The sequence below is a fragment of the Hymenobacter piscis genome, from assembly GCF_018760735.1.
GTDB lineage: Bacteria > Bacteroidota > Bacteroidia > Cytophagales > Hymenobacteraceae > Hymenobacter > Hymenobacter piscis.
This window is the reverse complement of the sequence record NZ_JAHHZN010000016.1, coordinates 12641-36527: the sequence shown is the minus strand read 5'-3', so window position 1 is coordinate 36527 and position 23887 is coordinate 12641. Positions and strand designations below refer to the sequence as shown.

Annotated in this window: 18 protein-coding genes; 8 read left to right on the top strand and 10 right to left on the bottom strand. The window is 61.3% G+C overall.

Annotation, left to right across the window (positions count from 1 at the left end; all coding sequences use genetic code 11):
* Window positions 1–85 precede the first annotated feature (85 nt).
* Window positions 86–5242 carry a hypothetical protein gene (locus KLP40_RS15515; RefSeq protein ID WP_215594754.1) on the bottom strand — a complete coding sequence of 1719 codons (5157 nt, stop codon included), beginning with the start codon at window positions 5240–5242 and terminating at the stop codon, window positions 86–88.
* A 404-nt stretch (window positions 5243–5646) separates the two neighbouring features.
* A complete protein-coding gene (prmA, locus tag KLP40_RS15510) occupies window positions 5647–6483 on the bottom strand; it encodes a 50S ribosomal protein L11 methyltransferase (RefSeq protein WP_215594753.1) in 837 nt (278 codons plus the stop codon).
* A gap of 169 nt (window positions 6484–6652) precedes the next feature.
* On the opposite strand from prmA, the gene KLP40_RS15505 reads away from it, so the two are divergent.
* Window positions 6653–7363 (top strand): hypothetical protein, encoded by a 711-nt coding sequence (locus tag KLP40_RS15505; protein ID WP_215594752.1) that lies wholly within the window; start codon window positions 6653–6655, stop codon window positions 7361–7363.
* Between the two features lie 26 nt (window positions 7364–7389).
* On the top strand, window positions 7390–7704 hold the full coding sequence (locus KLP40_RS15500; RefSeq protein WP_215594751.1) for an OmpA family protein: 315 nt from the start codon (window positions 7390–7392) through the stop codon (window positions 7702–7704).
* 176 nt (window positions 7705–7880) lie between these two features.
* Here the strand turns inward: KLP40_RS15500 and KLP40_RS15495 are convergent, their stop codons facing one another.
* From KLP40_RS15495 to uvrA, 6 genes are all read right to left on the bottom strand, one after another.
* Window positions 7881–9263, bottom strand: a complete 1383-nt coding sequence (locus KLP40_RS15495; protein ID WP_215594750.1) for a hypothetical protein — start codon at window positions 9261–9263, stop codon at window positions 7881–7883.
* The gene (locus KLP40_RS15490; protein ID WP_215594749.1) at window positions 9239–10000 is read right to left on the bottom strand and encodes an ABC transporter ATP-binding protein; all 762 of its coding nucleotides are present in this window, start codon (window positions 9998–10000) and stop codon (window positions 9239–9241) included. Before KLP40_RS15490 ends, KLP40_RS15495 begins: the two co-directional genes overlap by 25 nt.
* Before the next feature lie 303 nt (window positions 10001–10303).
* The gene (locus KLP40_RS15485) at window positions 10304–10687 is read right to left on the bottom strand and encodes a DUF6150 family protein (RefSeq protein WP_246558906.1); all 384 of its coding nucleotides are present in this window, start codon (window positions 10685–10687) and stop codon (window positions 10304–10306) included.
* Between the two features lie 104 nt (window positions 10688–10791).
* Window positions 10792–11556 (bottom strand): triose-phosphate isomerase, encoded by a 765-nt coding sequence (gene tpiA / locus KLP40_RS15480; RefSeq protein ID WP_215594748.1) that lies wholly within the window; start codon window positions 11554–11556, stop codon window positions 10792–10794.
* A 329-nt stretch (window positions 11557–11885) separates the two neighbouring features.
* Complete coding sequence (locus KLP40_RS15475) at window positions 11886–12701, bottom strand: tryptophan-rich sensory protein (protein ID WP_215594747.1); 816 nt, start codon at window positions 12699–12701, stop codon at window positions 11886–11888.
* Between the two features lie 174 nt (window positions 12702–12875).
* Window positions 12876–15770: an excinuclease ABC subunit UvrA gene (uvrA, locus tag KLP40_RS15470; RefSeq protein ID WP_215594746.1), complete on the bottom strand. Its 2895-nt coding sequence runs from the start codon at window positions 15768–15770 to the stop codon at window positions 12876–12878.
* A 237-nt stretch (window positions 15771–16007) separates the two neighbouring features.
* Between uvrA and KLP40_RS15465 the strand changes: the two genes are divergently transcribed.
* From KLP40_RS15465 to KLP40_RS15450, 4 genes are all read left to right on the top strand, one after another.
* Window positions 16008–16634: a hypothetical protein gene (locus tag KLP40_RS15465; RefSeq protein WP_215594745.1), complete on the top strand. Its 627-nt coding sequence runs from the start codon at window positions 16008–16010 to the stop codon at window positions 16632–16634.
* Between the two features lie 528 nt (window positions 16635–17162).
* Window positions 17163–17630, top strand: a complete 468-nt coding sequence (locus KLP40_RS15460; RefSeq protein ID WP_215594744.1) for a glycosyl-4,4'-diaponeurosporenoate acyltransferase CrtO family protein — start codon at window positions 17163–17165, stop codon at window positions 17628–17630.
* Window positions 17631–18524: 894 nt separating this feature from the next.
* A complete protein-coding gene (locus KLP40_RS15455; protein ID WP_215594743.1) occupies window positions 18525–19217 on the top strand; it encodes a hypothetical protein in 693 nt (230 codons plus the stop codon).
* A gap of 213 nt (window positions 19218–19430) precedes the next feature.
* Complete coding sequence (locus KLP40_RS15450; protein ID WP_215594742.1) at window positions 19431–20381, top strand: hypothetical protein; 951 nt, start codon at window positions 19431–19433, stop codon at window positions 20379–20381.
* A 10-nt stretch (window positions 20382–20391) separates the two neighbouring features.
* Here KLP40_RS15450 and KLP40_RS15445 read toward each other — a convergent pair whose 3' ends face one another.
* Together KLP40_RS15445 and KLP40_RS21455 are read right to left on the bottom strand one after the other, a co-directional pair.
* The gene (locus tag KLP40_RS15445) at window positions 20392–21099 is read right to left on the bottom strand and encodes a GDSL-type esterase/lipase family protein (RefSeq protein WP_215594741.1); all 708 of its coding nucleotides are present in this window, start codon (window positions 21097–21099) and stop codon (window positions 20392–20394) included.
* A 161-nt stretch (window positions 21100–21260) separates the two neighbouring features.
* Window positions 21261–21392: a hypothetical protein gene (locus KLP40_RS21455; protein ID WP_262898956.1), complete on the bottom strand. Its 132-nt coding sequence runs from the start codon at window positions 21390–21392 to the stop codon at window positions 21261–21263.
* Window positions 21393–21395: 3 nt separating this feature from the next.
* Between KLP40_RS21455 and KLP40_RS15440 the strand changes: the two genes are divergently transcribed.
* A complete protein-coding gene (locus KLP40_RS15440) occupies window positions 21396–22892 on the top strand; it encodes an alpha/beta hydrolase family protein (RefSeq protein ID WP_215594740.1) in 1497 nt (498 codons plus the stop codon).
* 231 nt (window positions 22893–23123) lie between these two features.
* Entirely contained in the window at window positions 23124–23834 is a 711-nt protein-coding gene (locus tag KLP40_RS15435) for a copper resistance protein NlpE (RefSeq protein ID WP_215594739.1), read from the top strand.
* Window positions 23835–23887 lie beyond the last annotated feature (53 nt).

The following is a 23887-nucleotide window of genomic DNA, read 5'->3' as shown; positions in this document are numbered from 1 at the left end:
TAGCCCGGATGATGGTTGTCACCCGGGTTGCGGGGTGGGCACCAGCAAAAAGACCCGGCAGCTGGGCTACCGGGTCTTTGGGGGGTTACTCGCCGAAGGGGTCGTCGCCGGCTTTCTTCTTTTTCTTCTTGTCCTTTTTGGGCTCCTCGGCCGGCTCATCGGCCGCGGGCGGAGCGGCCTCTACGGCTTCGTCCTTGTTCTTCTTCTTTTTGCGGCCCGTGTCCTCGGTGGGCGCATCGGCGGCGGGGGCATCTTCGATGGGCTCCTGCTTGTTCTTCTTCTTTTTGCGGCCGGTGTCTTCGGCCGGCTCATCGGCGGGCGGGTTGTCCTGGGCGGCTTCGTCTACCGGCTCGTTCTTTTTCTTCTTCTTCTTTTTGCTGGTATCCTCATCGAAGTCGAAGTTGCCGGTGCTCTGGGGTTGGGTGCTGTTGACTTTGCGCTTGCCGGTTTCCTTGAGGTAGTCCTTGCGGAAGTGGTTAAGGAAGAGCTGCACCTCCTGGTCGTCGCCGAGGTAGAAGCCGTACTCGGTGGCCGTGTTGTAGTCGCCCTTGGCCTTGAGGCCCACAATCTCGTCGTAGGAGCCGTGCTGGGCTTTGGTCAGCAGCACGTTGTTGGAATACTTGAGGTAGTACCAGGTCTGGGGCTCGGCTTCCAGGTAAATTTCCACGGCGTCGCCGGTGCTTTCCTTCTTGATTTCGATGTAGCCGTCAATCAGGGCGTTGATGTCCTTCTTGCCCACGCTCACGAGGCCAATCTTGCCCACCGAGTACCAGGCCCGCAGCTTCTCGTCCCAGCGCAGGTTCACCTGGCTCAGCACCAGCGTGTGCAGGAACTTGGCCGACACCTTCTGCAGGGGCACGTAGCTGCCCTTGCGGGTGCTGTAGTCCTGCACGGCCTTGCTGCCGATGAACTCGCCCATTTTGTAGAGCTGGGCCTGGGAGCCGGTCAGGGCTTCGGGCGCGCCCTTGGCGTTGGTGGCCAGGTCCTGGCCCATGGCTTCAATGGCCTTCTCGGGCAGGTTGATGTCGAAGGTCAGGAAGGTATCGAGGTCGTAGAGGGCGCTGTCGGGCTTGGCGTAGCCCAGGCCGGCGGCCTGCAGGGTGTAATCCTTGTTGGAGTTGATGAGCTCGAACTTGCCGCGGAAGTTCAGCTCGCTGGTCGAGTCCTTGAGCGTGAGCACCGAGCCCTCGTACACGTCGGGGTCGAAGGGGTTGTGCTGGCTGATGGCGTACACGCGGTTGCGCTGGTCGTAGCTGAGCGTGCCGTCCACCGTGAACAGGTTCTGGTCGGTCACGCCGGGCTTGGTGGCCACAAACAGCGGGTACACCTTGCCCGTGCCTTCCGAGAGGAACAGGCCCGAGAGCATGGGCGTGCCGTCTTCAGACTTGGGCTGGTTGAGCTTGATGCGGATGCGCTGGGGGTCGATGGTGTCCTGCACGGCAAACCAGTCGGAGGCCGAGGCCGTCTTCACGAAGTTCATTTTGGCCTGCCCGTCGAAGGTGAAGCCCTTTTTCTGGGAATTCATGGCAATGCCGCCCCGGTAGGCAATGCGCGGGGCCAGGTTGAACTTGTCGGTGGCCTGAATGCTGGCCACGGCCAGGGTGGGCGGCGAGGCGGGCAGGTCGTCCGGCGCAGGGCCGCGCTTGAGCAGCCCGCCGCCCTTTTTGCCGCCGGTGTTCAGGGCCGTAATCAGGGCCGTGGAATCGACGCGGAAGTTGGCAAACTTGATGGCAAACGAGTCGGCGGAGGTTTTGTAGTTGTAAAGCGCGTTGCCGCTGAAAGCCGTGCGCGAGAGAATGCGGATTTCGCCCTTGTAGAGGTTGTGGTACTTGCGCAGGGTGTCCATCACAATGCTGGCGTTCTGGAAGGCCCGCATTTCGGCATTCGGCAGCACGTACACCTTGTTCGAGTCGGGCACAATCCAGGCGTCGGCCGAGGAAATGCGGGGCACCCCGCCGGCCACCAGCCGGTAGCGGCTCAGGTCGTACTGCCCGCTGGCAGCCTGGAATTTAAGGCCCTGCTGCTCGGGCTTGGTGCTGTAGAAGTAGGAGCGCGAGGAGTCGGCCCCGGCTGCCACGCGCAGCTGCACCAGCTTCTTCTTGAAGTCCCACTTACCGCCCGAAAGCGTGGTGCGGTAGTCGGAGTAGGGCAGGTCGATGCTGGACTTGGTATCGTCCGATTCGCGGGCGAATTCGGTGCTGCCGCCCTTCAGGTCGTAGGTGAAGTTCACGTTGTTGGCCGTGAGAGCCGGCTTGTTCACCTCCGCCGACTTCACGTTGAACGTGGAGCGCCGGCCCGTAAACTGGGTGGGCTTGAACACGAAGTCGTTGGAGCGGATAAACGACTGGGGGCCGTCCATGGCGCCGCGCCCCAGCAGACCGCCGGGCGTGTAGGTGAGCGTGCCCTTGAAGCCGTAGGCCACGTCGTAAATCCGGAAACTCTCGCCCTTGTCCTGGGTAGTCAGGTACATCGAATCCTGGCGCACGGCCCACTTCATCTGGTAGCCGGGCAGGAAATTCACCTTGGCAAACTCGGTGCCCTTGAGCGGACCGGGCAGAATGGTGGCCGTTTTACCCACCGTCACTACGGAGTCTTTGTAGAAGATGAACTGGTCGCTCTGGAAGTCGCCGGTCAGGTACTTGATGTTGCCGATGCCCTGCAGGCCGCGGTTGCTCATGCTCACCTTATTGTAGAGCGTGCCCTTGCCCCCGTAGAGCGGGAAGCCCGCCTTGGGCACGTTGTAGACGAAGCCCAGGGAGCCATCGTCCTGCATGCTGAGCTTGGTATCGAAGCTGGGCATAATGCCCCCCGACACGAATTTGCCCTTGAAGCCCACGGCCGCCCGGTTCTTGTTGTTGAGCGAATCCAGCTTAAAGGGCGGAATATCAAAGTACATGGTCGTGTCGTAAGCCCCGCCGAGCACTTCGGGCTTATCGAAGTACACGTAGGCCCCGGTGCTGGCATCGAAGGTGGGGTAGGCGCCCAGCTTCTTGCGGCCCGATTTGTTGTTAGGCGCGTTGATGTAGAGGCGGCCGGCCGAGTTCTTCTTCTTGTTGGTCAGGGTCCAGTCCACATCCTTGCGGGCCTTCATCACCGAGCCCTTCGAGCCCTTGCCCTTCACAATGATGGAGTCAATTTTGACCAGATCAATGTAGAACCCGTCGTAGTCGAACTTGAACTCCTTGCCCTTGAACACGAAAGCCGAGGCTACCACAGTGCCGTTGAAGAGCACACCCCGGTTTTTCTGGATGCGCACGATGCTGGAATCCGGCTTCACGAACACCGTCACGGAGTCGTCGGAGAAGTTGAAGCGGTCCACACCCCTCACAATCAGGTCGTTGGTCGTCAGGTCGAGGGTGGCGTTGTGGCCCGAGGGCGAGAGGCTCTTGATGGAGATATGGTCGTAGTCCTTTTTGCCGCGGGAGGAGTTCACGTAGTGGTAAGCCTTGGGCAGCACTACAATCTGGTCGCTCTGGGGGTACCAGGATACGTACCCGTCACGGGCCAGGCCGGCGGCCAGGGAGCGCACGTTGTCGGGCTTGAGCTTGCGGGACGTGGCCACGTCCTGCACCGTAAACAGGCGCTTATTGCCGTTTTCGGCACTGTAGCCCACAATCATCTGGAGCGGGTGGAGCTTGTTGATGGCCTTCACCTGCTGGTAGCGGGTATTGGTGTAAAACTCCTTGGACTCGAAATCGGCCGTTACCTGGTTTTTGGCGGTCAGAATGGAAAAGTCGATGTAGGGCGTTAGCACGGGCCAGGTCAGCAGCTCGGTAGTCACCTCCATCTGGTGGTAGGAGTCGTAGTAAGGGGTGCTTTTGTAGAGGCCGGCTTCGCGGGTGAGCTGCAGCACCTGGTTGCCCTTGTTGTACTTGAGCTTCACGCCCGGGTGGGTGAGCGAGTCCTGCTTGCCCTGAAAAATCGAAACCGAGGCGCGCTCGGCCGTGATGAGCGAGTCGCCCAGCTCGTAGGCCCGCGACGAAGCCCGGAACTTGGGCTTGCCGTCCACGTCCACGATAATGCGCGACAGAGACCCGTCGAGGGAGGCCGATAAGGCCCGGTTGCCGGCCAGCGAGAAGCCGCCCAGGTAGCGGATGTTCTGGCCGATGTTCTTGACGCGGGCGTCGTTGGTGGTAGAGATGAAGCGCGGGTAGCCCGTATCGGCCCCGGCCTTGCGCTGCACGCTCTTGTAGGCCATCCAGCCCGTTACGGGCGCTTCCAGCACGGCCGGATAGGTCAGCGTAACGGGGTTGGCCGCGAATTCGGCCTTGGTAATATCGAAGTCGTAGGTGGTGAGGGCGGCCGAGACCGGGTTGCCTTTCACCTGCCAGGCAAACTCGCCCCCGTAGCCCACGAAACGGTTCTGACCGGGCACCACGGCCCCGCGGGTTTTACGGATGTACACCGAGTCGGCGGGCGAGGCCAGGAACAGGTCGGCCTCCTGGAGCATAATCACGGCCCCGCGGGTGGTGGGGGCCACGTAGCCGCCGTAGGTTGGCGCGGCCACGGCATCCCAGCCCGAAGCGGCTGCTTTGGCGTCCTTCTTGCCCGTATCGGCCGAGCCCCAGGGGTCTTCGTCGCCCCAGCCGTTGCTTTTGGCGGGGGCCGCCTTACCGGCCGGCGCGGGCGCGGGCGCCGGGGCCGGCGGGGCCAGGGAGGGCAGGTCGGCGTCGTTGTAGGCGAAGCGGAAGGTGCCGCCCACCACGCGCAGGGAGCTGTAGCGGGAGCGGTGCAGAAATTTGGTATCAAGGAAGAGGGCCGCGTCGGCCAGGAACTTCTCCGAGGCCGCGGGCGGGTCTTTTTCCAGGGATTTGCCCATGGTGCTGAGCAGCTCCGTCATTTGCTGGTCGGAGAGATTCTGCACCGTGGCCCCGGCCGCAATGGCCGTGTAGAAGCTCTCGAAGTAGGGGCGCGCGCGCATCTTACGGGCCAGCATGTACTGGCTCAGCGATACGATGTAGCGCTGCTGGGTGGCCGTGAGGCGGTTGCTGCCCCACACCTGCTGCAGGCGGGTGCCGGCCGCTATGGCCCCGGCGTTTTTGGTCGTCGCCATCAACGACTGCACCTCCGTGATGAACTGCTCGGGGTCCGAGCTGAACTTGCCCGTGAATTTGGGCAGCACCGGCGCGGCGGCCGGAACATCAGATTTGGGGGCGGCGGGTTTCTGCTGGGCCCAGGCCGGTACGCCTAGCCCCAGCCCTACCAACACCACCAGCACCCATTGAAAGGCAACGTGCTTCATATACCGCATTATCCAGATGTAGTACCAAATTAATCCGCCCCGGCTGCTCCGGCCGGGCGGGCGCGCAGCCGCTGCCGGCTCCTGCCCCACCCGCTCCGGACAACCGTCGCGGTCCTGTCATCAGCAGGCCGAAAACCGGTCGAAACAAGGTATTCAGCACAACTCCAAGTCGGCCAATTGCCTGATTTCTACGACTCCCTACCCAGTAAGTCGCCTACAATTTCAGCAAAAGCCGGCACTTTCCGGCGGCCGGCGGCGGGCTTTCCGCCCCGGCCTCGCCACAATCATACTTCGGCCGACTTTCGTTCAATTCCAGGGGCCAGCCATTTTCCTGCCAAACACTGCTGCCCGAGCCAGCAGGCCCGGGCAGCAGTGTTTGCACCAGCCGGAAGGGGCCGCGGGCCCTAAGCTGGCTGGCGGAATACGGCCGACACCCAGTGGTTCTGCACCCGGTGGCTTTCGTACCGGAAGCCCGCCTGCTCGGCCGCCGCCCGGATCAGGGGCAGATCGTCTTCGTAGAAGCCCGAGAACAGAATGGGGCCGCCGGGCTTGAGGTAGCGGGCATAGGCGCCCATGTCCTCGAGCAGCACGTTGCGGTTGATGTTGGCCAGAATGAGGTCGAAGGGCTCCTCCCCTTCCAGGGCCGTTACGTCGCCGAGGCGGGCTTCCACTTGGTCCTGCACGTTGTTTTCGAGGGCGTTATCGGCGGCATTTTCGGCCGTCCAGGGCTCCACGTCCACGGCCAGCACGTAGGCGGCGCCCAGCTGCACGGCCATCACGGCCAGAATGCCGGTACCGCAGCCCATGTCCAGCACGCGCTTGCCCCGGTGGTCGAGGTGGAGCTGGTTGGTAATCATGAGGGCCGTGGTATCGTGGTGGCCCGTGCCGAAGGACATGCGGGGCATAATCACGATTTCGTGGGCCAGATCGGGGCGGGCCTCGTGGAAGGGCGCCCGCACCGATACCTGATCGGCAATGACCAGGGGCTGGAAGTTCTTCTCCCACTCGGCGTTCCAGTTCTGGCGCGTGATGATGCGGTGCTCGAACTCCAGCTCGCCCACGCCCTGGTAGCGGCTCATGATTTCGGCCACGCTATCAGCGCTGAACAGGTCCTGGGTGGTGTAGGCGCAGAAGCCTTCGTCGTTGTCCTCGAAGGTATCGAAGCCGATTTCGGCCAGCTCGGCCACCAGAATATCCGACAGCTCGCCGGGCGCCGTAACGCGCAGTTCAATAAAATCCATCAGGAATGTAGTCAGGAGAAAACAGGAACTATCCGGCCGGGCCGGGCCCGCAAAGGTCGGCCAAAAAACGGCGGCTTCCCACCCACGCCCGAAACCAAAAAAAGTATAAAAGTATTTTATTATAGAAATATTACTTCATTTGCCGCTTCATCCCTTCTTCCTTCTTCCTATGAAGCACTCTTTGCGTTACCTGCTGACTGCCGCCCTGCTGGCCCCGCTGCTTACCGGCTGCGGCAGCAAAGACCCGGCAGCTGAGACGGCCTCCGAAGCTACCACCACCCAAGCCCCTGTCGCCGAAGCTACTACTGCCACGCCCCCGGCCGAAGCCCCCGCAACAACTGCCGCCGCTACCTCTCCCGACGCCACCTTCGACCTGAGTGCCGTACCCGTTTCGACGGCCAACCTGGGACGGTTTCCGTACGTGAGCGGACCCAAGGGCTATAAATTTCCGAACGCCAGCGACAGTGCCTACTATGAGTTTGACCGCGTGTACGTGTACGACGGCAAGCAACTTGTACCAGTAGAAGGCAAAGTACTGCGCCGCCAGTACCGCGTGATGGATGACAATAAAAAGACCTCGGAGCTGATGCAGCAGCGCAACTACGAGAACCTGATCAATAGCCTGGGGGGCGTGCAGGTTTCCTCGGGCGAGCTGCCCCGCGAAGCCATAGAGAAAGTAGGCCGCGACACGTACGGCAAGTACAACGCCGATATTTCCAGCGGGGATCTGGTAGACACCTACGTGATCCGGCAGCAGAACAAGGAAGTCTGGATTCAGGTAAAACCCGGCGAAACGTACATGAATATCAACGTTATTGAGCGGGGCGCCATGCCCCAGCAGGTAGCTACGATTCCGGCCGAGGAGCTAAAAAAAAACTAGATGCGGAAGGCCGGGTAGCGCTTTACGTGCATTTCGACACGGATAACGCCACCATCCGGCCCGAATCGGAACCGACGGTAGCGGAGGTTGCCCGGCTGCTGCGCCAGAATCCGGCGCTGCGCCTGGCCGTGCAGGGCCACACCGACAACGTAGGCCCGGCCGCCCACAACCAGCAGCTTTCTGAAGCCCGGGCCCAATCCGTAGTGGCGGCCCTCACGCAGGCCGGCATCAGCGCCGAACGGCTCCAAGCCGCCGGCTTCGGCCCCAGCCAGCCCCTGGCCGATAACGCTACCGAAGCCGGCCGCGCCCGCAACCGCCGGGTGGAGCTGGTGAAACGGTGATGCGGGGAATGAGTGAAGTGGGGAATGAGTGACCGTTCTGCTACACGCGAAGCCCCGCTGCGGCGTTTATCCTTCCTTACACGCAGTGCAGTACGCTGCCAAACACGAAGCCCCTGACGCGCAGACGCCGGGGGCTTCGTGTTTAGCAGGGGTTTGTGAAAAACCTGGTGCGCGGCTCAGGCCTGCGTAATAGCCCGCCAGAGCCGGCGGCGGGTGGGGCCGTGGTTACGCAGCAGACGGTGCACGGGCACCGCGGCCGAGAGCGTGACGACGGCCGCCAGGGCCAGCCGCGCCCACCACCAGGGCATAAAGTACAGGGCCGCCGCCACCACAATGGTCAGGATGTTCATGAGGGTGGAAGCGTTGTTGCGCAGGCTGTTGAAGTCGATGTTTTTGCGCACCGGCTTGGCCTTGAACAGGCTGCCCCACAGCCCCAGTGCCAGCAGCGGGGGCGCCGTAAGCGGCAGCAGCCACAGCAGCGGCCAGAGCCGGGCCGGATACAGGGCCAGCAGCAACCCCGCCGAGAGCAGGCAGTCGAGCAGCAGCACGGGGACCACCAGGCGCAGGTACACCCCCAACAGGCGCGGGGTCAGCCCGAGGCGTTCCACCTCGTCGGCCGTAGCCGCCCAGCGGTAGCCGAACAGGTTGTTGTTGACGTAGGTGAAGTTGATAAAGGGCAAAAAAGCCAGGTAGAAGAACGTTTTGGCACTTTCATCCTGGTTCCGGCGCATCAGAAAGCCGCACCCCACCAGAATCAGCGTCTTGAATACCAAGCCCATCAGCAGGGCTGGCCAGGCTTTGCGCAGGTAGAGCTTCCACTCGGGCGAGAGACGGGCCAGCCAGCGGTTGTCCGTGGCCGTGTCGGCTGGCTCGGGCATGTGGCGGGCCGTGAAATACGGCCCCAGCTGGTGCAGGCCGGCCGCGCCCAGCACCAATGGCCCCAGCACGGCCAGCACCGTGAGGGCGGTGGCGGGCAGGGGCTGCGGCAGTGCCAGGCCGCTGCCGAGCCAGAGTGCCGCCGCCCCCAAACACGCCAGATTCAGCCAGAGCAGCGGGTGCCGCCACCGCCCCATCGAGAGCAGCAGACGCAGGTTGAAGCTCAGGACCGCGGCGCTCAGCCACACGCCCACGCTCAGCCCCAAGGGCCGCCAGTAAGCCGGGGCCGCGAGCAAAGCCGCCACCAGAAACAGCAGCAGCAGCCCGCGCCGCACCGATACCAGATCCAGCACGAAGGCCGTGCAGGCATTCAGGCGGCCCGACACCGGCAGGGGCTCGGGCAGGGGCCGCTGCACGGGCCGGTAACTGGGCAGAAAGTCGGCCAGCAAAGCCGTGATGAACAGCATGGCATTCACGCCCAGCAGCATTTTGGGCAGGGTACCGGCCGGCATCATGCCCGCGTGGTTGAGGAAATATCCCAGGCCCACGCCGTAGAGCGCGCTCAGGCCGCCCAGCAGCAGGGTGGCCATCTGCCCGGCCCCGTCGGGCCAGAAGACCGTGCGCAGCTGCCGGCCCAGCAGGTAGGGTAGAAAGTGGCCTAGCGTGCCGTTGCGGTGAGCCATGTCAGGTCCTGGGTAGAGGTGGCAGGATGAAGCAGTTCGAGCAGGGCGGCGGAAAGGTAGGTCTCGCGGCCCTGCAGAAACTCGGGCATGGTGCCCCAGAATTTCACCTCGGCCTCGTCGAGAATGAGCAGGTGGGTGGCTACCTGCTCGATGTGCGCTAGGTTGTGGGAGGAAATGAACGTGAGGGCCTGGGCGCGGTAGCTGCCCAGCAGCGCCAGCACCCGCTCGGCCGAAAACACGTCGAGGCCGTTGAGGGGCTCGTCGAGAATCAGCAGCTCGGGGCGGTGCAGCAGGCAGGCGGCCAGGGCCACTTTCTGCTTCATCCCCGTGGAAAAGGCGCTGATCCGCTTGTGGCGCACCTGCTCAAACTCTTCCAGCAAATGCCCCAGCAGGCTCTCGATGCGACTATTGGCTTCGGGCAGTTCGTACACCCGGGCCACGAACTGCAGATACTCCACGGCCGTGAGCTGCTCCACCAGGTGGCCCTGGTTGATGAGGGCCCCGATGCGCCGCTTCACGGCCAGCGGAAACGTTTCGCCCAGCGCCTGCCCATCCAGCACAATACTGCCGGCCGTGGGCAGCAGCACGTTTACCAGCAGGTTAAACAGGGTGCTTTTGCCGGCTCCGTTGCGGCCTACCACCCCCACGCAGTAGCCGGTTTCCGCCCGCAGGCTCAGGTCGCGCAGCACCGTTTTGGCCCCGAAGCTCTTGGTCAGGTTCCGTAATTCTAATTCCATCTGATCAGCTACCGTAACGGGCGCCGGATGCGGCACCCGGCGGCAAGGTAGGCGGAAACCGTGAATGAGAGAAGTAGTGAATGAGTGACAGTGCAGACAGGCCACAGCGGCGCGCGGCGGCGTTTATTTCTGCTTACGCGCGCAGCATCCCTTTAACCAAAAAGCCCCTGACGTTCGCACGTCAGGGGTTTTTGCAGTAGCTCGAAGCTGGCAGGCAGGAGAATGGCGAATTGCTGCGGCGATGCTCAATCAGGGTGTTGTACGCCGGTGCTCCCCCCTTCACTCATCCACTCATCCACTCATTCACCGCTGCCGGCAGCCGGCGTAGTTGCGCACGTTGGTGTACTGGAAGGAGAAGTCGGCCAGGTTGCGGTTGTCGGTGACGAAGAGAGCGTAATCGGCGAAGCTGCGGCCTTCGGTGAGGTACCAGAGGCCGGCCTGGTCGGCGAAGAGCTTGTTGGTTTCCGGGTACACCAGCAAGTCGGCAAAGGCTTCCTCGGGCTCCAGGTACACCACCGCAAAGCAGCCGCTGCGGCGGCGCGGGTCGCGCTCCAGGTACACCGAGCCGTAGAGGCGGCAGGGGTCCACGGAGCCCACCGCGGCCGGCGCGGCCAGCGGCCCCCGCGGCGCGGGCGCGGCAAACGGATTCAGCGCCAGCAGGCCGGAAAGCAGCAGAGTGGAAAGCATTCTTCGAAAGAAGTGAGAAGTGAGAGCCTAGACCTGAGAAGTGGGAAGCAAAAATGTAGCCGACTATTTCTCAGTTCCAGGCTCTTGCTTCTGGGCTCTGATTTCTAAAACGACTTGATAATCTCGGTGAAGTCGCGGGATTTGAGGGCCGCGCCGCCGATGAGGCCGCCGTCCACGTCGGGCTGGCTGAACAGCTCGCGGGCGTTCTGGGCGTTGCAGGAGCCGCCGTAGAGGATGCTCGTGTTCAGGGCCGCCTCGGCGTCGTAGGCGCGGGCAATCTGCTCCCGGATGAAGGCGTGTACCTCCTGGGCCTGGGCGCTGGTGGCCGTTTTGCCGGTTCCGATGGCCCAGATGGGCTCGTAGGCCACTACTACCTGGTCGAACTCCTCATTGCTGAGGTGAAACAGGCCGTCTTTCAGCTGCTTGCTGATGTAATCGAAGGTCTCGTCCTGCTCGCGGGTTTCCAGGCTTTCGCCCACGCAGAAGATGGGTTTGAGGCCGGCAGCCAGGGCCGCTTTCAGCTTCTGGCTCAGCAGCTCATCGTCCTCGCGGAAATACTGGCGCCGCTCCGAGTGGCCCAGAATCACGTATTCGCAGCCCACGGATTGCAGCATCTTGGCCGATACCTCGCCGGTGAACGCGCCGCTTTCCTTTTGGTGGCAGTTCTGGGCGCCCAAATGGAACCGGCCGCCCGCGGGCAGCTGCTTGCCAATGGCGCTCAGGAACGGGAAGGGCGGGCACACCACCACCTCCACCGCGGAGCCGGTTACTTCGTCCTGCACCATATGTACGATTTCGGAAATCAGGGCCTGGCCGTCCTGCAACGTGGTGTTCATTTTCCAGTTGCCGGCTACAATATTCTTACGCATAGCGGAAAGGGTTGAGGTTGGGAGTTGGCCCGCAAGTTAGAATAATGTGAGGAGGTAAGGAGGTGAGGCGGTGAGGAGGTAAGGAGGTGAGGAGGTGAGGAGGTGAGGAGGCGAGGAGGTGAGGAGGTGAGGACAAGAAACGGAACGTCATTCTGAGCGAAGGCGGAGCCGTAGTCGAAGAATCTCGCGTGCTGACGTGGCAGTGGTAACCAGCCGTCAGGAATACCACTGCCACGTCAGCACGCGAGATCCTTCGACTACGGCTCCGCCTTCGCTCAGAATGACGTTCTGTTTGTTTCGTTCAACCCTTCCTTCACCCCATCACCTCTTCACCTCCTCACCCCATCACCTCTTCTCCCCCACCACACCAGCACTACCGCGCCCACGGCTACCAACCCGGCGGCGGCCAGGGCCATTCCGGCCAGTAGCTGCGTATCGGCAGTAGCGCGGCGGGCCGCCCAGATACCGACGAGGCCCCAGGTGACGGCGGCGGGGTAAGCCAGCTCCCGGAAGTTCCTGGTGACATTCAGGGCTAGGCCCGCCACTACGCCCACCAGCACGATGGCCAGCTCCCCGCCCCGGGCTTCGCTCACCAGCCAGCGCGTACCCAGGGCCACGGTCAGATTCACCACCAGGGCCACCGAAATCCAGCCCAGGTAGAGGCCGAACGGCACGTTCACCCAAGCTGGCGCTTCCCCCTGCCGGGCCAGTTGGCGCACCCGCCCGTACACTACGGCCAGCGCCGCCAGAATGCCCACCATTACGGCCGCGCTCAGGGGCATCAGCTCGTAGGCAAACACCACCAGCCAGCCACCGGTCAGCACGTTGGCCAGCACCAGGGGCCGGGCCACGGCATCGGGCAGGCGGGCGGCGCGCTGGGCTGGCAGCAGTTGCCAGCCGGCGTAGGCCAGCAGACTCAGAAATATCACGCCCCAGATGCTGAACGCGTAACCCGCCGGCGTCACGGGCGTGGGGTACTTGCCCGATACCACGGCGTTGTTCTGCCCATTAAAGGGCAACGCCTGCGACACGTAATTGAGCGCGATGTTGCCCACCACGGCGGCGGCGGCCGCCCAGCGCCAAGCGCGGCTGGTGGTGGGCGCCGTCAGGGTATCAAAAGCGGCGGAAGAAGTAGTGGAATTCATAGGGCGAATATGCTCCTAAAACTGTCATTCCGAGCGGAGCGAGGAATCTGGGTTACCCGCCTGGGGCCTACTCAGATTCCTCGCTCCGCTCGGAATGACAGTTTTAGCGCTGTTTAAACGACTGCAAAGACGTGGAGACACCGAACTATAAAGTCCGCGCTACAGACTCCCTTTCTACAGCTTCTCGGCCAGGAAGCGGGCGGTGGAGTTGGTGTCTTTGAGCTTCACCAGCTGCTCGGGGGTGCCTTCGAAGAGCAGGTGGCCGCCGTTGAGGCCGCCCTCGGGGCCGAGGTCGATGACCCAGTCGGCGCACTTGATGATGTCCATGTTGTGCTCGATGATGAGCACCGAGTTACCCTGCTCCACCAGCGCGTTGAGGGCCATCATCAGCTTGTTGATGTCGTGGAAGTGCAGGCCGGTGCTGGGCTCGTCGAAGATGAACAGGATTTTGTCGTTCTGGAGGGTGTTGCCCTTGGTCAGGAACGAGGCCAGCTTCACGCGCTGGGCCTCCCCGCCCGAGAGCGTGTTGGCCGACTGCCCCAGGCGGATGTAGCCCAGGCCCACGTCTTCGAGGGGCTTGAGGCGCTCCACAATCTTGGGCTGGCCCTTGAAGAACTGGATGCTGTCCTCGATGGTCATTTCCAGCACCTCGTTGATGGCCTGGCCCTGGAACTTCACGTCGAGCACATCCTGCTTGAATTTGCGGCCCTCGCAGGCCTCGCAGGTCAGGTAGATGTCGGCCATGAACTGCATCTCAATCTTCACCTGACCCTCGCCCTGGCACACCTCGCAGCGGCCCCCGTCGATGTTGAAGGAGAAGTGCGAGGGTTTGAAGCCGCGGGCCTTGGCCAGGGGCTGATCGGCAAACAGGGTGCGGATGGCGTCGTAGGCCTTCACGTAGGTCACGGGGTTCGAGCGGCTGCTCTTGCCGATGGGGTTCTGGTCCACGAACTCCACGTGCGTCACCTGCCCGTTGACGCCGGTGAGGCGGTCGAACTTGCCGGTGGCCTCGCCCGCGCCGCCGCCCAGCTGCTTGAGCAGGGCCGGGGCCAGAATCCGCCGGATGAGCGTGCTTTTGCCGGAGCCCGACACGCCCGTAACCACCGTCATCACGTTCAGCGGGAACTTCACGCTCACGTTCTTGAGGTTGTTCTCGCGGGCCCCGGTCAGCTCCAGGGCGTTGCGCCAGGGGCGACGGTGCTTGGGCACGGCTACCTCGCGGCGGCCACTCAGGTACTCACCGGTGTAGGTGTCGGAAGCCAGTACCTCGGCGTAAGTGCCCTGGAATTGCAGGATGCCGCCGCCGCTGCCGGCCTCGGGGCCGATGTCGATGATCTGGTCGGCCTGCTCCATCATCTTGTCCTCGTGCTCCACCACAATCACGGTGTTGCCCAGCTGCTGCAAGGAGCGCAGCACGCCAATGAGCTGCTCGGCATCCTTGGGGTGCAGGCCGATGCTGGGCTCATCGAGAATGTACATGGAGCCCACCAGCGCCGAACCGAGCGAAGTCGCCAGCGAAATCCGCTGGCTCTCCCCGCCCGAGAGCGTGCTGCTGAGGCGGTTGAGCGTGAGGTAGCCCAGGCCCACGCGGTTCAGGTACTCCAGGCGGTTGGTGACCTCGGTTACGAGGCGGTCGGCGACTTTGGCTTCGTGGGCGGGCAGGTCCAGGGTGCGGAAGAACGCCAGGGCCTCGCTCACGGGCAGTAGCACCAGGTCGGTGATGCTGCGGTCCTGGATTTTCACGTACTGGGCATCCTTGCGCAGGCGGGTGCCCCGGCAGTCGGGGCAGGTGGTGCGGCCCCGGTAGCGGCTTTGCAGCACCCGGTACTGGATTTTGTGGGTCTGCTCGCTCACCCACTTGAAGTAGGCATCGAGGCCGTCGAAGTACTTGTTGCCCTTCCAGAGCAGGGCCCGCTCGGCCTCGGTGAGCTCGTTGTAGGGGCGGTGAATCGGGAAATCGAAGCGGATGCCGTTCTTGATGAGGGGCTTGAGCCACTCGCTCTGCTTGTCGGTGCGCCAGGGGGCAATGGCGCCCTCGTACACCGTCAGGCTCTTGTCGGGAATCACCAAATCCTCGTCAATGCCCAGCACCGAGCCGAACCCCTCGCAGGTCTGGCAGGCCCCGTAGGGGTTATTGAAGGAGAAGAAATTCACGCTCGGCTCCTCAAACACCAGCCCATCCAGCTCGAATTTGTCGGAGAATTGTTTGGTTGTCAGATTAGTTGCTAGTTGTTGGTTGTCAGTTGTTAGTTCGTTCTGGTCACTGACAACTGACAACTGGTAACTAGCAACTAACGTCCCGTGGCCCTCGAAGAAGGCGGTTTGCACGGAGTCGGCGAGGCGGAAGGCCAGGTCCTCGTCGCCGGGCACGATGACGGCGCGGTCAATCATGATGAAGATGTCGCCCGTTACTTCGGGCTGCCCTTCGGCCAGCAGATCCTCGATGAAGGCCGTTTCGCCGTTCACCACCACCCGGCTGTAGCCCTTCTGGAGCAGCAGATCCAGCTCCTTGCTCAGGGGGCGGCCGGCCTCGGCGGGCAGCAGCGGGGCCAGCAGCGTCAGGCGCGTATCGGCGGGCAGCTGCATGAGGAAGTCCACCACGTCGGCCACGTTGTCCTTCTTCACCTGCTCGCCGCTCACGGGCGAGTAGGTGCGGCCCACCCGCGCAAACAGCAGCTTGAGGTAGTCGTAGATTTCGGTGCTGGTGCCCACCGTGGAGCGGTTGTTCTTGATGCTGACCTTCTGCTCGATGGCAATGGCCGGCGAGATGCCCCGGATGTAGTCCACGTCGGGCTTGTCCATGCGGCCCAGGAACTGGCGGGCGTAGCTGCTGAGGCTCTCCACGTACATGCGCTGGCCCTCGGCATAAAGCGTATCAAAGGCCAGCGACGACTTGCCGGACCCCGATAACCCCGTCACGACGATGAACTTGTTGCGCGGCAGGGCCACGCTCAGGTTTTTGAGGTTGTGAACCCGGGCGTTTTTGATGAGGATGAACTCGCGCGGGTCGAGCTGGTCAATGGGGTCGGCCGCGGGGGCGGCTACTTGCAGAGCGGAATTGTCGGCCATAGGTCGGTAAACAGCAAGCGGGCCGGGTTTGGTTTCGGCCCGGCCCAGTTTGGGTAGGCGAAGGTACGGCGGGGCCGGCTGGGTTGGGTGCTTTACGCAACGCAGACAAAAGGACCGAGTAGCGGCAAGCACGCCACCGTTGGTATGCTTGACGCTACTATCTTGCGTACCAAGGACAGCTTGCCACTATAAGGAGTAGCAGCAATACAAATGTTAGCACACATATTACCAAACTTCATGATAAAGAACCTAATAGCATTAATTTTCATTTTGACTTGCGGAAAAATATTTTCTCAAGATAATTCAGAAAAGGATTTTGTCATCATAACTTTCGAAATGGATAGAAATAAAGATTCACATGGAAAATTTATTTACTATTGGATTGCAGAACTGAAAAAATATGAAAAGGTAGATGAATATAAAGAACCTGAAATCTACTCTATTTTTCTACATGAATTTTATAGTAGCGATCAACTAGAATCATGCTGTTTAGGAAAAACTTCATATCCTTACTCGTACTTTACTAATTCTAAATTTGATTTTCCTGAAAATTATAGTGAGTATTTAAATAGTTTACGTGACTTAGTTAAAAACAACAGGCGTAAAATTCAAGTAATAAAAAAACAATGGGAAAAAAATCACAAAGAAACAGTTACTGTTTACGCAACTCCTTTACGTGGAAAACTCTGTGTATGCGAATGTGGTGACAATCTATACGATGCGGAAAAAGGAAGTAAAATTAGTTTTCCCAAAGGAAATTTCACTGTAATTGAAAACTACTTGACCGAAGAAAATAGAATTTTATTATTTAAAGATTTTTCAAAATTTAATTTTACTAACACGGCATACCGATCTGGAAAATAAATACGCGTGCTAACAGGAGTTTTATGCAATTGGGGTTTTAGGGCAAAACTGAAACTTCTTTTTGTATATTTGACTTAGCAATAAAACAAACTAAAGAAACAAAAATCCCCAACCGCATAAAGCCCCGGGAAGTTAGCAGTTCTCCTTACCCCTCTCTAATGCGCGCATACAACTCGTCTGGTCAATGGGGTCGGCCGCGGGGGCGGCTACTTGCAAAGCGGAGTTGTCGGCCATAGGTCGGTAAACAGCAAGCGGGCCGGGTTTGGTTTCGGCCCGGCCCAGTTTGGGTAGGCGAAGGTACGGCGGGGCCGGCTGGGTTGGGTGTTTTACGCAACGCAGACAAAAGGACCGAGTAGCGGCAAGCGCGCCACCGTTGGTATGTTTGACGCTACTGCTATGCGTACTAATGGATGTTTGACGCTATATTGCCTCAGCGCTGAGTAGCATCAAACAGAATGTTAGCGGTAGTTTTAACGAGAAAATTCTAGAGAGTAAAATCAAAAACCAATATTAATTTCTAAAATCAGGATGATATTAAAATATTTGAGATTCGGCATTTCATTAGGATTTATTTCATTTATGGTTGGGCTGATGGTGATTGCTATGATTAAAAAAACAGATTTCTACAATACAAAAATATCGAATCTAAATTTTATAAAAAACGAGAATTTCAATAAAATTATAGGAATTGGAGTTATAAAATGGATTGTAAAAAATACTCCTTTTAAGTTTTTCAATCAAACAATAAAAATAGATAGAAGAGTTAATCTTGTGGACTTAAAATTTTTAAGAGATGAAATGACAAAATCAGAAATAGCTCACTTATTTGCGTTTCTATTTCCTTGTGTTTTTATCGTCATTAAACTTTACAATCAAGAGTATCTATTTGCATTTATAATTTTAGCAGCAAATATACTTATGAATTTACACCCCTCTTTACTACAACAACAGAATAAGAGAAGAATTGACAAGCTAATTGCGAAATTTAAAAATTGAAATAAAATAAAAACTGCCACTAATATGATTCTACAGCAAGTATGGCTGACGTAAGCAATTGAGCATCAGTAGCTTTATTGCACTTTTATTTCAACTGACGGAAATCTTTTAAACAATTGCAAGTAACTCAACAGCATTAATTTATATCAGCTGACGTTTATAGCTGTTTCGTGAACAGTGCAACCCAGCTGATGTAGAGACGCATATTTGCGTCTCAGCGTTGAACGACGCCGTAACAACGGCGCGGACAAGGAGACGCAAATATGCGTCTCTACAACTGGGCATACCGTTCACGAAACCGCTATGGTAGACGAGTTTCAAATTCCCCACCTGCCACAAAATCTGTACGTTAACGCCCCTGCTTACCTCTGTCTAGCGCAAGCGTACAACTCGAATCTGCCATAACGCATAGGGCATACTCCAACAGCCAACACCTCCTCCACCCGCGCCGCCCGGAGCCTTCCGAGCGGCGCGGGTGTTTTCTGACGGGCTGGCCGGGCTGCCGCCGGTAGCGGCCGGCCCGGCCGATGCAGTCTGCGGCCCCCGCGCAACCTGGCCCGGCGCACCCGATGCCCCGGCAGTAGCGCCGGGAATGGCTTCGGTTGCTCCGGGAAGGACATCGGTTGCTCCGGGAAGCGCTTCGGTTGCTCCGGGAAAAGCATCGGGTATGCCGGGAAGAACATCGGGTACGCCGGCAAGAGCTTCGGGGAGGCCGGGGGGCGCTTCGGGGGCGCCGGGCGAGGCTTGGCGGGGGCCGGGAAGGGCTGGCGGGAGGCCGGCAGCGGCCCGGGGCGCGGGGTTGTAAAGTAGGCTGCAAATCAGTAGTTTGGCAAGCCGGCGGCCCACCTCCTGGACGGCCGGACGGCTATTTCTAACCCTTAACCACTACCCGTTATGCTCGACCGAAATCCGATTGCCGACTATCCCTTTACCCAGGCCGCGCTCTGGCAACGCTGCCTGGATTTACAACCCGCCCTCGACCGCGACGCGGCCCTGCTGGCTTCGCGCGGCGTAACGGCCCAGCGCATTCAGCAATTCAAGGACGACACCGCCGCCTTTGGCGAGATGGCGCCCGACGCGGTGGTGCAGCAGGAAAGCAAGGAAGTAACGGCGGAAAAAGACGCCGTGCGCGTGGCCCTGGAAACGGCCATGCAGCAGGTGCTGGGCATTATCGCCTCCCAGGACAGCCCCCGCTCGGCCCGCTACAAGCGGTTCGGGGCCGCCGACGTGTCCAGCATCAGCGACGCCAAGCTGCACCTGGCCGCCACCATGCTGGTAAAACAGGGCCGCAAGTACCTGCCCGAGTACGCCCCGGTGGGCCTCACCGACGCCATGCTGACGGCCATCGAAACCCAGAACGCCGACTTCGTGGACCACCTCACCGACCGCAAGGAGGCCGAAAGCACCCGCAGCGGGGCCACCCGCGCCCGCACGCTGTTTGCCAACGGCCTCTACCGCCAGCTGGCCCAGCTCTGCGCCATCGGCGAAGCCTACTGGAAGCTCACCGACGCCAGCAAAGCTGCCGATTACGTCATCAACCCCACCCCCAAAGTGCAGCCCATTCCGATTCCGGCGGCGGCCGGCTAGTCTGGCCCCGCGCCCCGCTGCCCGGAACCCCGGCCCGGCCGCTCCCTGCGGCCGGGCCTTTTTTCTGGCTATGTTTATCCCCCTGAGCGCCTCAATTGCCGGGCAGGTGGCGGGCCCTATCATCGGGCGGGCGGGAGGAGCAAGCGAATCAACCCCTGCTGTTTGGTTCGCACAAACCCTTATCATTGCCAGTCGTCAATTTGCCATTTCCTTATGTCTGCTAGCAGCCCATTAGCCTCCCTCTATCCCGTTTTACAAGCCGCCCGCCTGAACGCCCAAGCCAACGCCCACCTGCTCCGCAGGAACGAAGCCGCCACCCGCGCCGCCCTCATCGACCCCGTGCTGCGCGCCCTGGGCTGGGACACGGCCAACGTGCAGGTGGTAGAGCCGGAAAAGACGCTCGGCGGTGACCTGCGGGTCGATTACCTGCTGCGCGACGCGGCCGGCCAGCCCCGGCTGGTTATCGAAGCCAAATGTCTGGACGCCAGCCTCGACAAGCACGGGTACGTGAGCAAAATCCTGGGCTATGCGCTGGGCTTTAAAGTCCAGACCGTTTTCATTACCGACGGTTTGCACTGGCACTGCTACTCCAATCTGCACCAGGGCAACACGGAGGCCGTTACGTTTTCCCTGACCGACGACATGTTGCCCGCGGCGCTGCACCTGATTCAGTGGCTCGATGCCGCCCACAGCGGCCACGGTATTACGTCTCCCCCGCCCATCTCACCCGAAGCTCCGCCAACGGTTGCCCCCGTGGCAGCTGCGCCGGCTTCTCCGATCAAAACGTCGTCCTCGTCATCATTCACGGAACTGGCGCAGATACATCCCAGTTCTTCCGGTCCTAATGAGAAGCCAAAGCTGCTTCGGTTACCCGACGGCTCAGTTGTGGCCATCAAGACGTGGAAGGATATTCTGGTGAAAACCAGCTTGTACGTGCTCGGGCAGCAACCCAACACGTCGATACCCTATCCGGACAAAGCCGGCAAAAAGAAGTTTCTGCTGGACTGGCAGAAACCGGCTGCCGGCATTGGCTACGTGGCAACCGTGCTCCAAGGGCGCCCCCTGTTCATCTACACCAATTACAGCGCCCCCGACTGCGTAGCCAACGCCCTGCACGTGCTGAAAATCCTGCCGGGTAGCGCCGCCGTGGCGGTAGCCTTCTGATTCACTTCCCCTACCGCACCAGCGCCGGCTCCAGCACCCGCTGCCACTGGGCGTAGCCGGCGGGCGTCATGTGGAGGCTGTCGGCGACGTAGAACGCCGGGCGGGGGCGGCCGTTGGGGCCCAGCAGGGGCGTGGCCGTATCCACGTAGCGCAGGCGCTGCGGGTGGGCCTCGATGTAGGCCCGGATCCGGCGGTTGGCCTCCTGCATCTGCGGGTAGAGCGCCCAGCGCGCGGGGCTGGGCTTGATGGCCAGAAAGACCAGCGGCACCCGGGGCAGCTGCCGGCGCATCCGCCGCTCAAAACGGCGGAACGATTGATACACTGCTTCGGGCGTAGCACCGGCCGCCAGGTCGTTGTCGCCCTCGTAAAGCACCACTTGCCGGGGCTGGTAGGCGACGACCAGCTGATCGAAGTAGTGCAGCGCATCGGGGAAGCGGGAGCCGCCGAAGCCGCGGTTGAGCACCGGATGGGTGGGAAAGTCCTGGCCCATAGTTTCCCATTTCCGGACGGAGGAGCTGCCGTAGAACAGAATCGGGTGGGCGGGCGGGGGCGTGAGGCTGTCCTGGCGGGCGAAGGCGCGCAGCTCGCCGGTCCACTGCCCGGGGTTCAGGGCGGGAGCCGCCGCCGGGAGCGGGGCGCTGGCGCAGCCGGTAACGAGGCTGAAAAGGACTCCCACGGCCACGGAAGGGATGGAGAACAGGCGCCGGTATGGTTTCATAGAAGGAAGGCGAAGCAGCAAAACGCGTAAGAGTCGGGCCCGGGAAAGGGGGGGTGCAGGGCAGCCGGATGGCAGCAAAAGCAGGGGGTAGACTTCCCGCCAGAATATAGCGTGGGCCCGATGCCTTTTTATGGGACTTCAACCGGAGCCAGCAATTTTTTTTAGCCGTTTTGTTGCGCTGTGCCTACTTCTGTTCCAGCGCGTGAAACATAAGCTGGCAAGAGTGCGTCCATTTTAATAATTTCAATTCCACCCTGCACCAGAGGCGGTAAAATACCTTTGTTGACTTTCATTATATGAAGAAACTCCTACTCGCTCTACTTCTCATTCTGGGAGTCGTATGCTGGCTACCCGGAGGTGTGATGGCGGCCGGCAGCGGCCCCGTTCTGAATGGTCAATGGGCCGGGCCGCTGAAGGTTCCCGGCGGGCAGCTCAAGCTCATCATCACCATCGTGCCCCTCTCCAACGGCACCTACTACGCCGCCCTCGACGCGCCCCAGCAGCGCATCAGCCGCATGCCCGCCGAAGTGCAGGTGAAGGGCACCGATATCACCATCAGCATCGAGCAGGCCGGTAGCCGCTTCGTGGGCAAAATCAAGCCCGGGGGCACCGTCTTCCAGGGCACCTGGACGCAACCCGGCCTGTCGGCCCCGCTTACGCTCTCCCGGCTCGAAGCACCCAAAAACGTGGTGGCCAGCAAGCCCCGCCTCACGCCGCCTTACCGCGAGCAGGAGGTGATGTTTACGAACCATCAGGCCGATATCCGCCTCGTGGGCACGCTGACCACGCCGGCCGGCCCGGGCCCTTTCCCGGCCGTGGTGCTGCTCTCCGACAACGGCCCGCACAGCCGCGACGTGGAGCAGCAGGACTACCGCATGTTCGGCTCCCTGGCCGACCACCTCACCCGCCGCGGCATTGCCGTACTGCGCTTCGACGACCGGGGCGTGGGCAAGTCGCAGGGTAATAACCTGACGGCCACCACCGTCGATTTGGTGAGTGATGCCCAGGCGGCCATGGTGTTCCTGCGGGCCCGTACGCTTATCGACCAGCGCTACATTGGGTTGCTCGGCCACGGCGAGGGGGCCAACGTGGCCCTGCTGGCCGCCGCCCAGCAGCAGCCGGCCACCCCGGCCTTTGTGGTGTCGTTGGCCGGCTACGGCGTACCGGGCCGCGACGTGATTCAGCGCCAGCAGCTGGAAATCATGCGGCTGATTGGCTCCAACCCGGCCCAGGTGAAGGCGGCCCTGGAAATGAACCAGGAGATGATCCGCATCATCCGCCAGACGCCCAACGACAACCAGGCCCGGGGCAAGGTGGCCGCCACCCTGCGCTTCAACAACACCGATATGGACCCGCACATGGCCCGCGCCCGGGCCGTGCAGCTCACCTCCCCCTGGTCGCGCTATTTCCTCGACTTCGACCCCACCCGGGCCCTGCCCGAGGTGAAGTGCCCGGTGCTGCTGCTGGGCGGCTCCCACGATTTGCAGGTGGACGCCCGTCAGAACATTGCCCCCCTCAAGAAGGGGCTGAAAAATGCCAAGGTCACGACCACGCGCCTGGCCGGCGTCAACCACTGGTTTCAGCCCGAGATGAAGGACTGGCCCTTGGTGGATGGCGAGCAGCAGCCCACCTTCTCGCCCAAAACCCTGGATGTGGTGCGGGAATGGATTTTTGCGAATACGGAACGGCCGGCGCCCCTGCCGACAACGGGCGGCACCCAGGCGGAGGCCGCGCCCAAACCCTCGGGCCAATCCCTGAAAAAGTCCCTGAAATCAACCCAGGCCAGCCGCTGATTCACCAGCCTCCGGCCCGCTGGAGCAGCGCCGCCCGAGGGGTGGCGCTGCTTTTTTTATGGCCTTCCGCGCATCCGGGGCGGCGCCTGAGCCGGGCCGGGTGGCAGGTAGCAGCACGCCGGCGAATTTGGCAAGGAAGTTTGACCAGCGGCGGCGCCTACAACCAACCAGGGCCGCAGCGCTACGTAGCAGTACCCGGTTCCTTTCTTTTCTGCTAAACCCGACGTGTATATGCCTCGCTTGCTTCCCGCCGCTTCTGTCCTACTCCTGCTGGCCGCCTGCCAGGGCCGCGAACAACCCTACGGCACCGGCCCCGAAAATTCCGCCGCCGAACCCGAAAGCGGGGCCGCCGCCCGCCCGCTGGCCGGCGTGTACGCTGATACCGTACCCTGCAACGACTGCCAAGGCATCGCCACCCGCCTCACGCTCAAGCCCGACAGCCTCTATGTATTACAGGAGCAGTACCTGGGTCGGCCCGATCCGGCCGTGTATCAGCGCGGCCCCTGGCGGGTGCGCGGGCAGGTGCTCACGCTGGCTCCCAGCGGTAATGCGCCCGGCCGCAGCTACCAGGTGGCCGCCGAGAACACGCTGCAGCTGCTTGATGCGACCGGCAAACCCATGCCCGGCGGCGCGCAGGGCTACACGTTGCGCTACCGCTCCGATGGCGACCTGAACGAGGCGGGCACCCGTCGGGAGTTTACCGGCCTGTACTCCGGCGCGGCCTTTACCGAGTGCGGCACCGATACCCGCTACACGCTGACAACTGGCAGCCTGGACGCCGAGCTGGCCCGCCAATACGCCGCCATCCGTCGTAATGATGGCCAGCCGGTGTTTCTGCGCGTTTCGGCTACCGTGCAAGCCGCCGCCGGCTCCGCGGAGGCCGGCCTGCTGGTCGATAAAATTCTGGAAATCAAGCCGGATCCTATCTGCCCGCAGCGCTAGGGTCAGAGGGCAGGCAGGAGCTGGGGTGGCCCTTTTCCTGACGACGCAGCCCG

Excerpts from the sequence above, each read along its gene's own strand:
- KLP40_RS15515 (WP_215594754.1), bottom strand. The coding sequence starts at position 5,242 with ATGAAGCACGTTGCCTTTCAATGGGTGCTGGTGGTGTTGGTAGGGCTG.
- prmA (WP_215594753.1), bottom strand. The coding sequence starts at position 6,483 with ATGGATTTTATTGAACTGCGCGTTACGGCGCCCGGCGAGCTGTCGGAT.
- KLP40_RS15505 (WP_215594752.1), top strand. The coding sequence starts at position 6,653 with ATGAAGCACTCTTTGCGTTACCTGCTGACTGCCGCCCTGCTGGCCCCG.
- KLP40_RS15495 (WP_215594750.1), bottom strand. The coding sequence starts at position 9,263 with ATGGCTCACCGCAACGGCACGCTAGGCCACTTTCTACCCTACCTGCTG.
- KLP40_RS15490 (WP_215594749.1), bottom strand. The coding sequence starts at position 10,000 with ATGGAATTAGAATTACGGAACCTGACCAAGAGCTTCGGGGCCAAAACG.
- KLP40_RS15485 (WP_246558906.1), bottom strand. The coding sequence starts at position 10,687 with ATGCTTTCCACTCTGCTGCTTTCCGGCCTGCTGGCGCTGAATCCGTTT.
- tpiA (WP_215594748.1), bottom strand. The coding sequence starts at position 11,556 with ATGCGTAAGAATATTGTAGCCGGCAACTGGAAAATGAACACCACGTTG.
- KLP40_RS15475 (WP_215594747.1), bottom strand. The coding sequence starts at position 12,701 with ATGAATTCCACTACTTCTTCCGCCGCTTTTGATACCCTGACGGCGCCC.
- uvrA (WP_215594746.1), bottom strand. The coding sequence starts at position 15,770 with ATGGCCGACAATTCCGCTCTGCAAGTAGCCGCCCCCGCGGCCGACCCC.
- KLP40_RS15465 (WP_215594745.1), top strand. The coding sequence starts at position 16,008 with ATGATAAAGAACCTAATAGCATTAATTTTCATTTTGACTTGCGGAAAA.
- KLP40_RS15460 (WP_215594744.1), top strand. The coding sequence starts at position 17,163 with ATGATATTAAAATATTTGAGATTCGGCATTTCATTAGGATTTATTTCA.
- KLP40_RS15455 (WP_215594743.1), top strand. The coding sequence starts at position 18,525 with ATGCTCGACCGAAATCCGATTGCCGACTATCCCTTTACCCAGGCCGCG.
- KLP40_RS15450 (WP_215594742.1), top strand. The coding sequence starts at position 19,431 with ATGTCTGCTAGCAGCCCATTAGCCTCCCTCTATCCCGTTTTACAAGCC.
- KLP40_RS15445 (WP_215594741.1), bottom strand. The coding sequence starts at position 21,099 with ATGAAACCATACCGGCGCCTGTTCTCCATCCCTTCCGTGGCCGTGGGA.
- KLP40_RS21455 (WP_262898956.1), bottom strand. The coding sequence starts at position 21,392 with ATGAAAGTCAACAAAGGTATTTTACCGCCTCTGGTGCAGGGTGGAATT.
- KLP40_RS15440 (WP_215594740.1), top strand. The coding sequence starts at position 21,396 with ATGAAGAAACTCCTACTCGCTCTACTTCTCATTCTGGGAGTCGTATGC.
- KLP40_RS15435 (WP_215594739.1), top strand. The coding sequence starts at position 23,124 with ATGCCTCGCTTGCTTCCCGCCGCTTCTGTCCTACTCCTGCTGGCCGCC.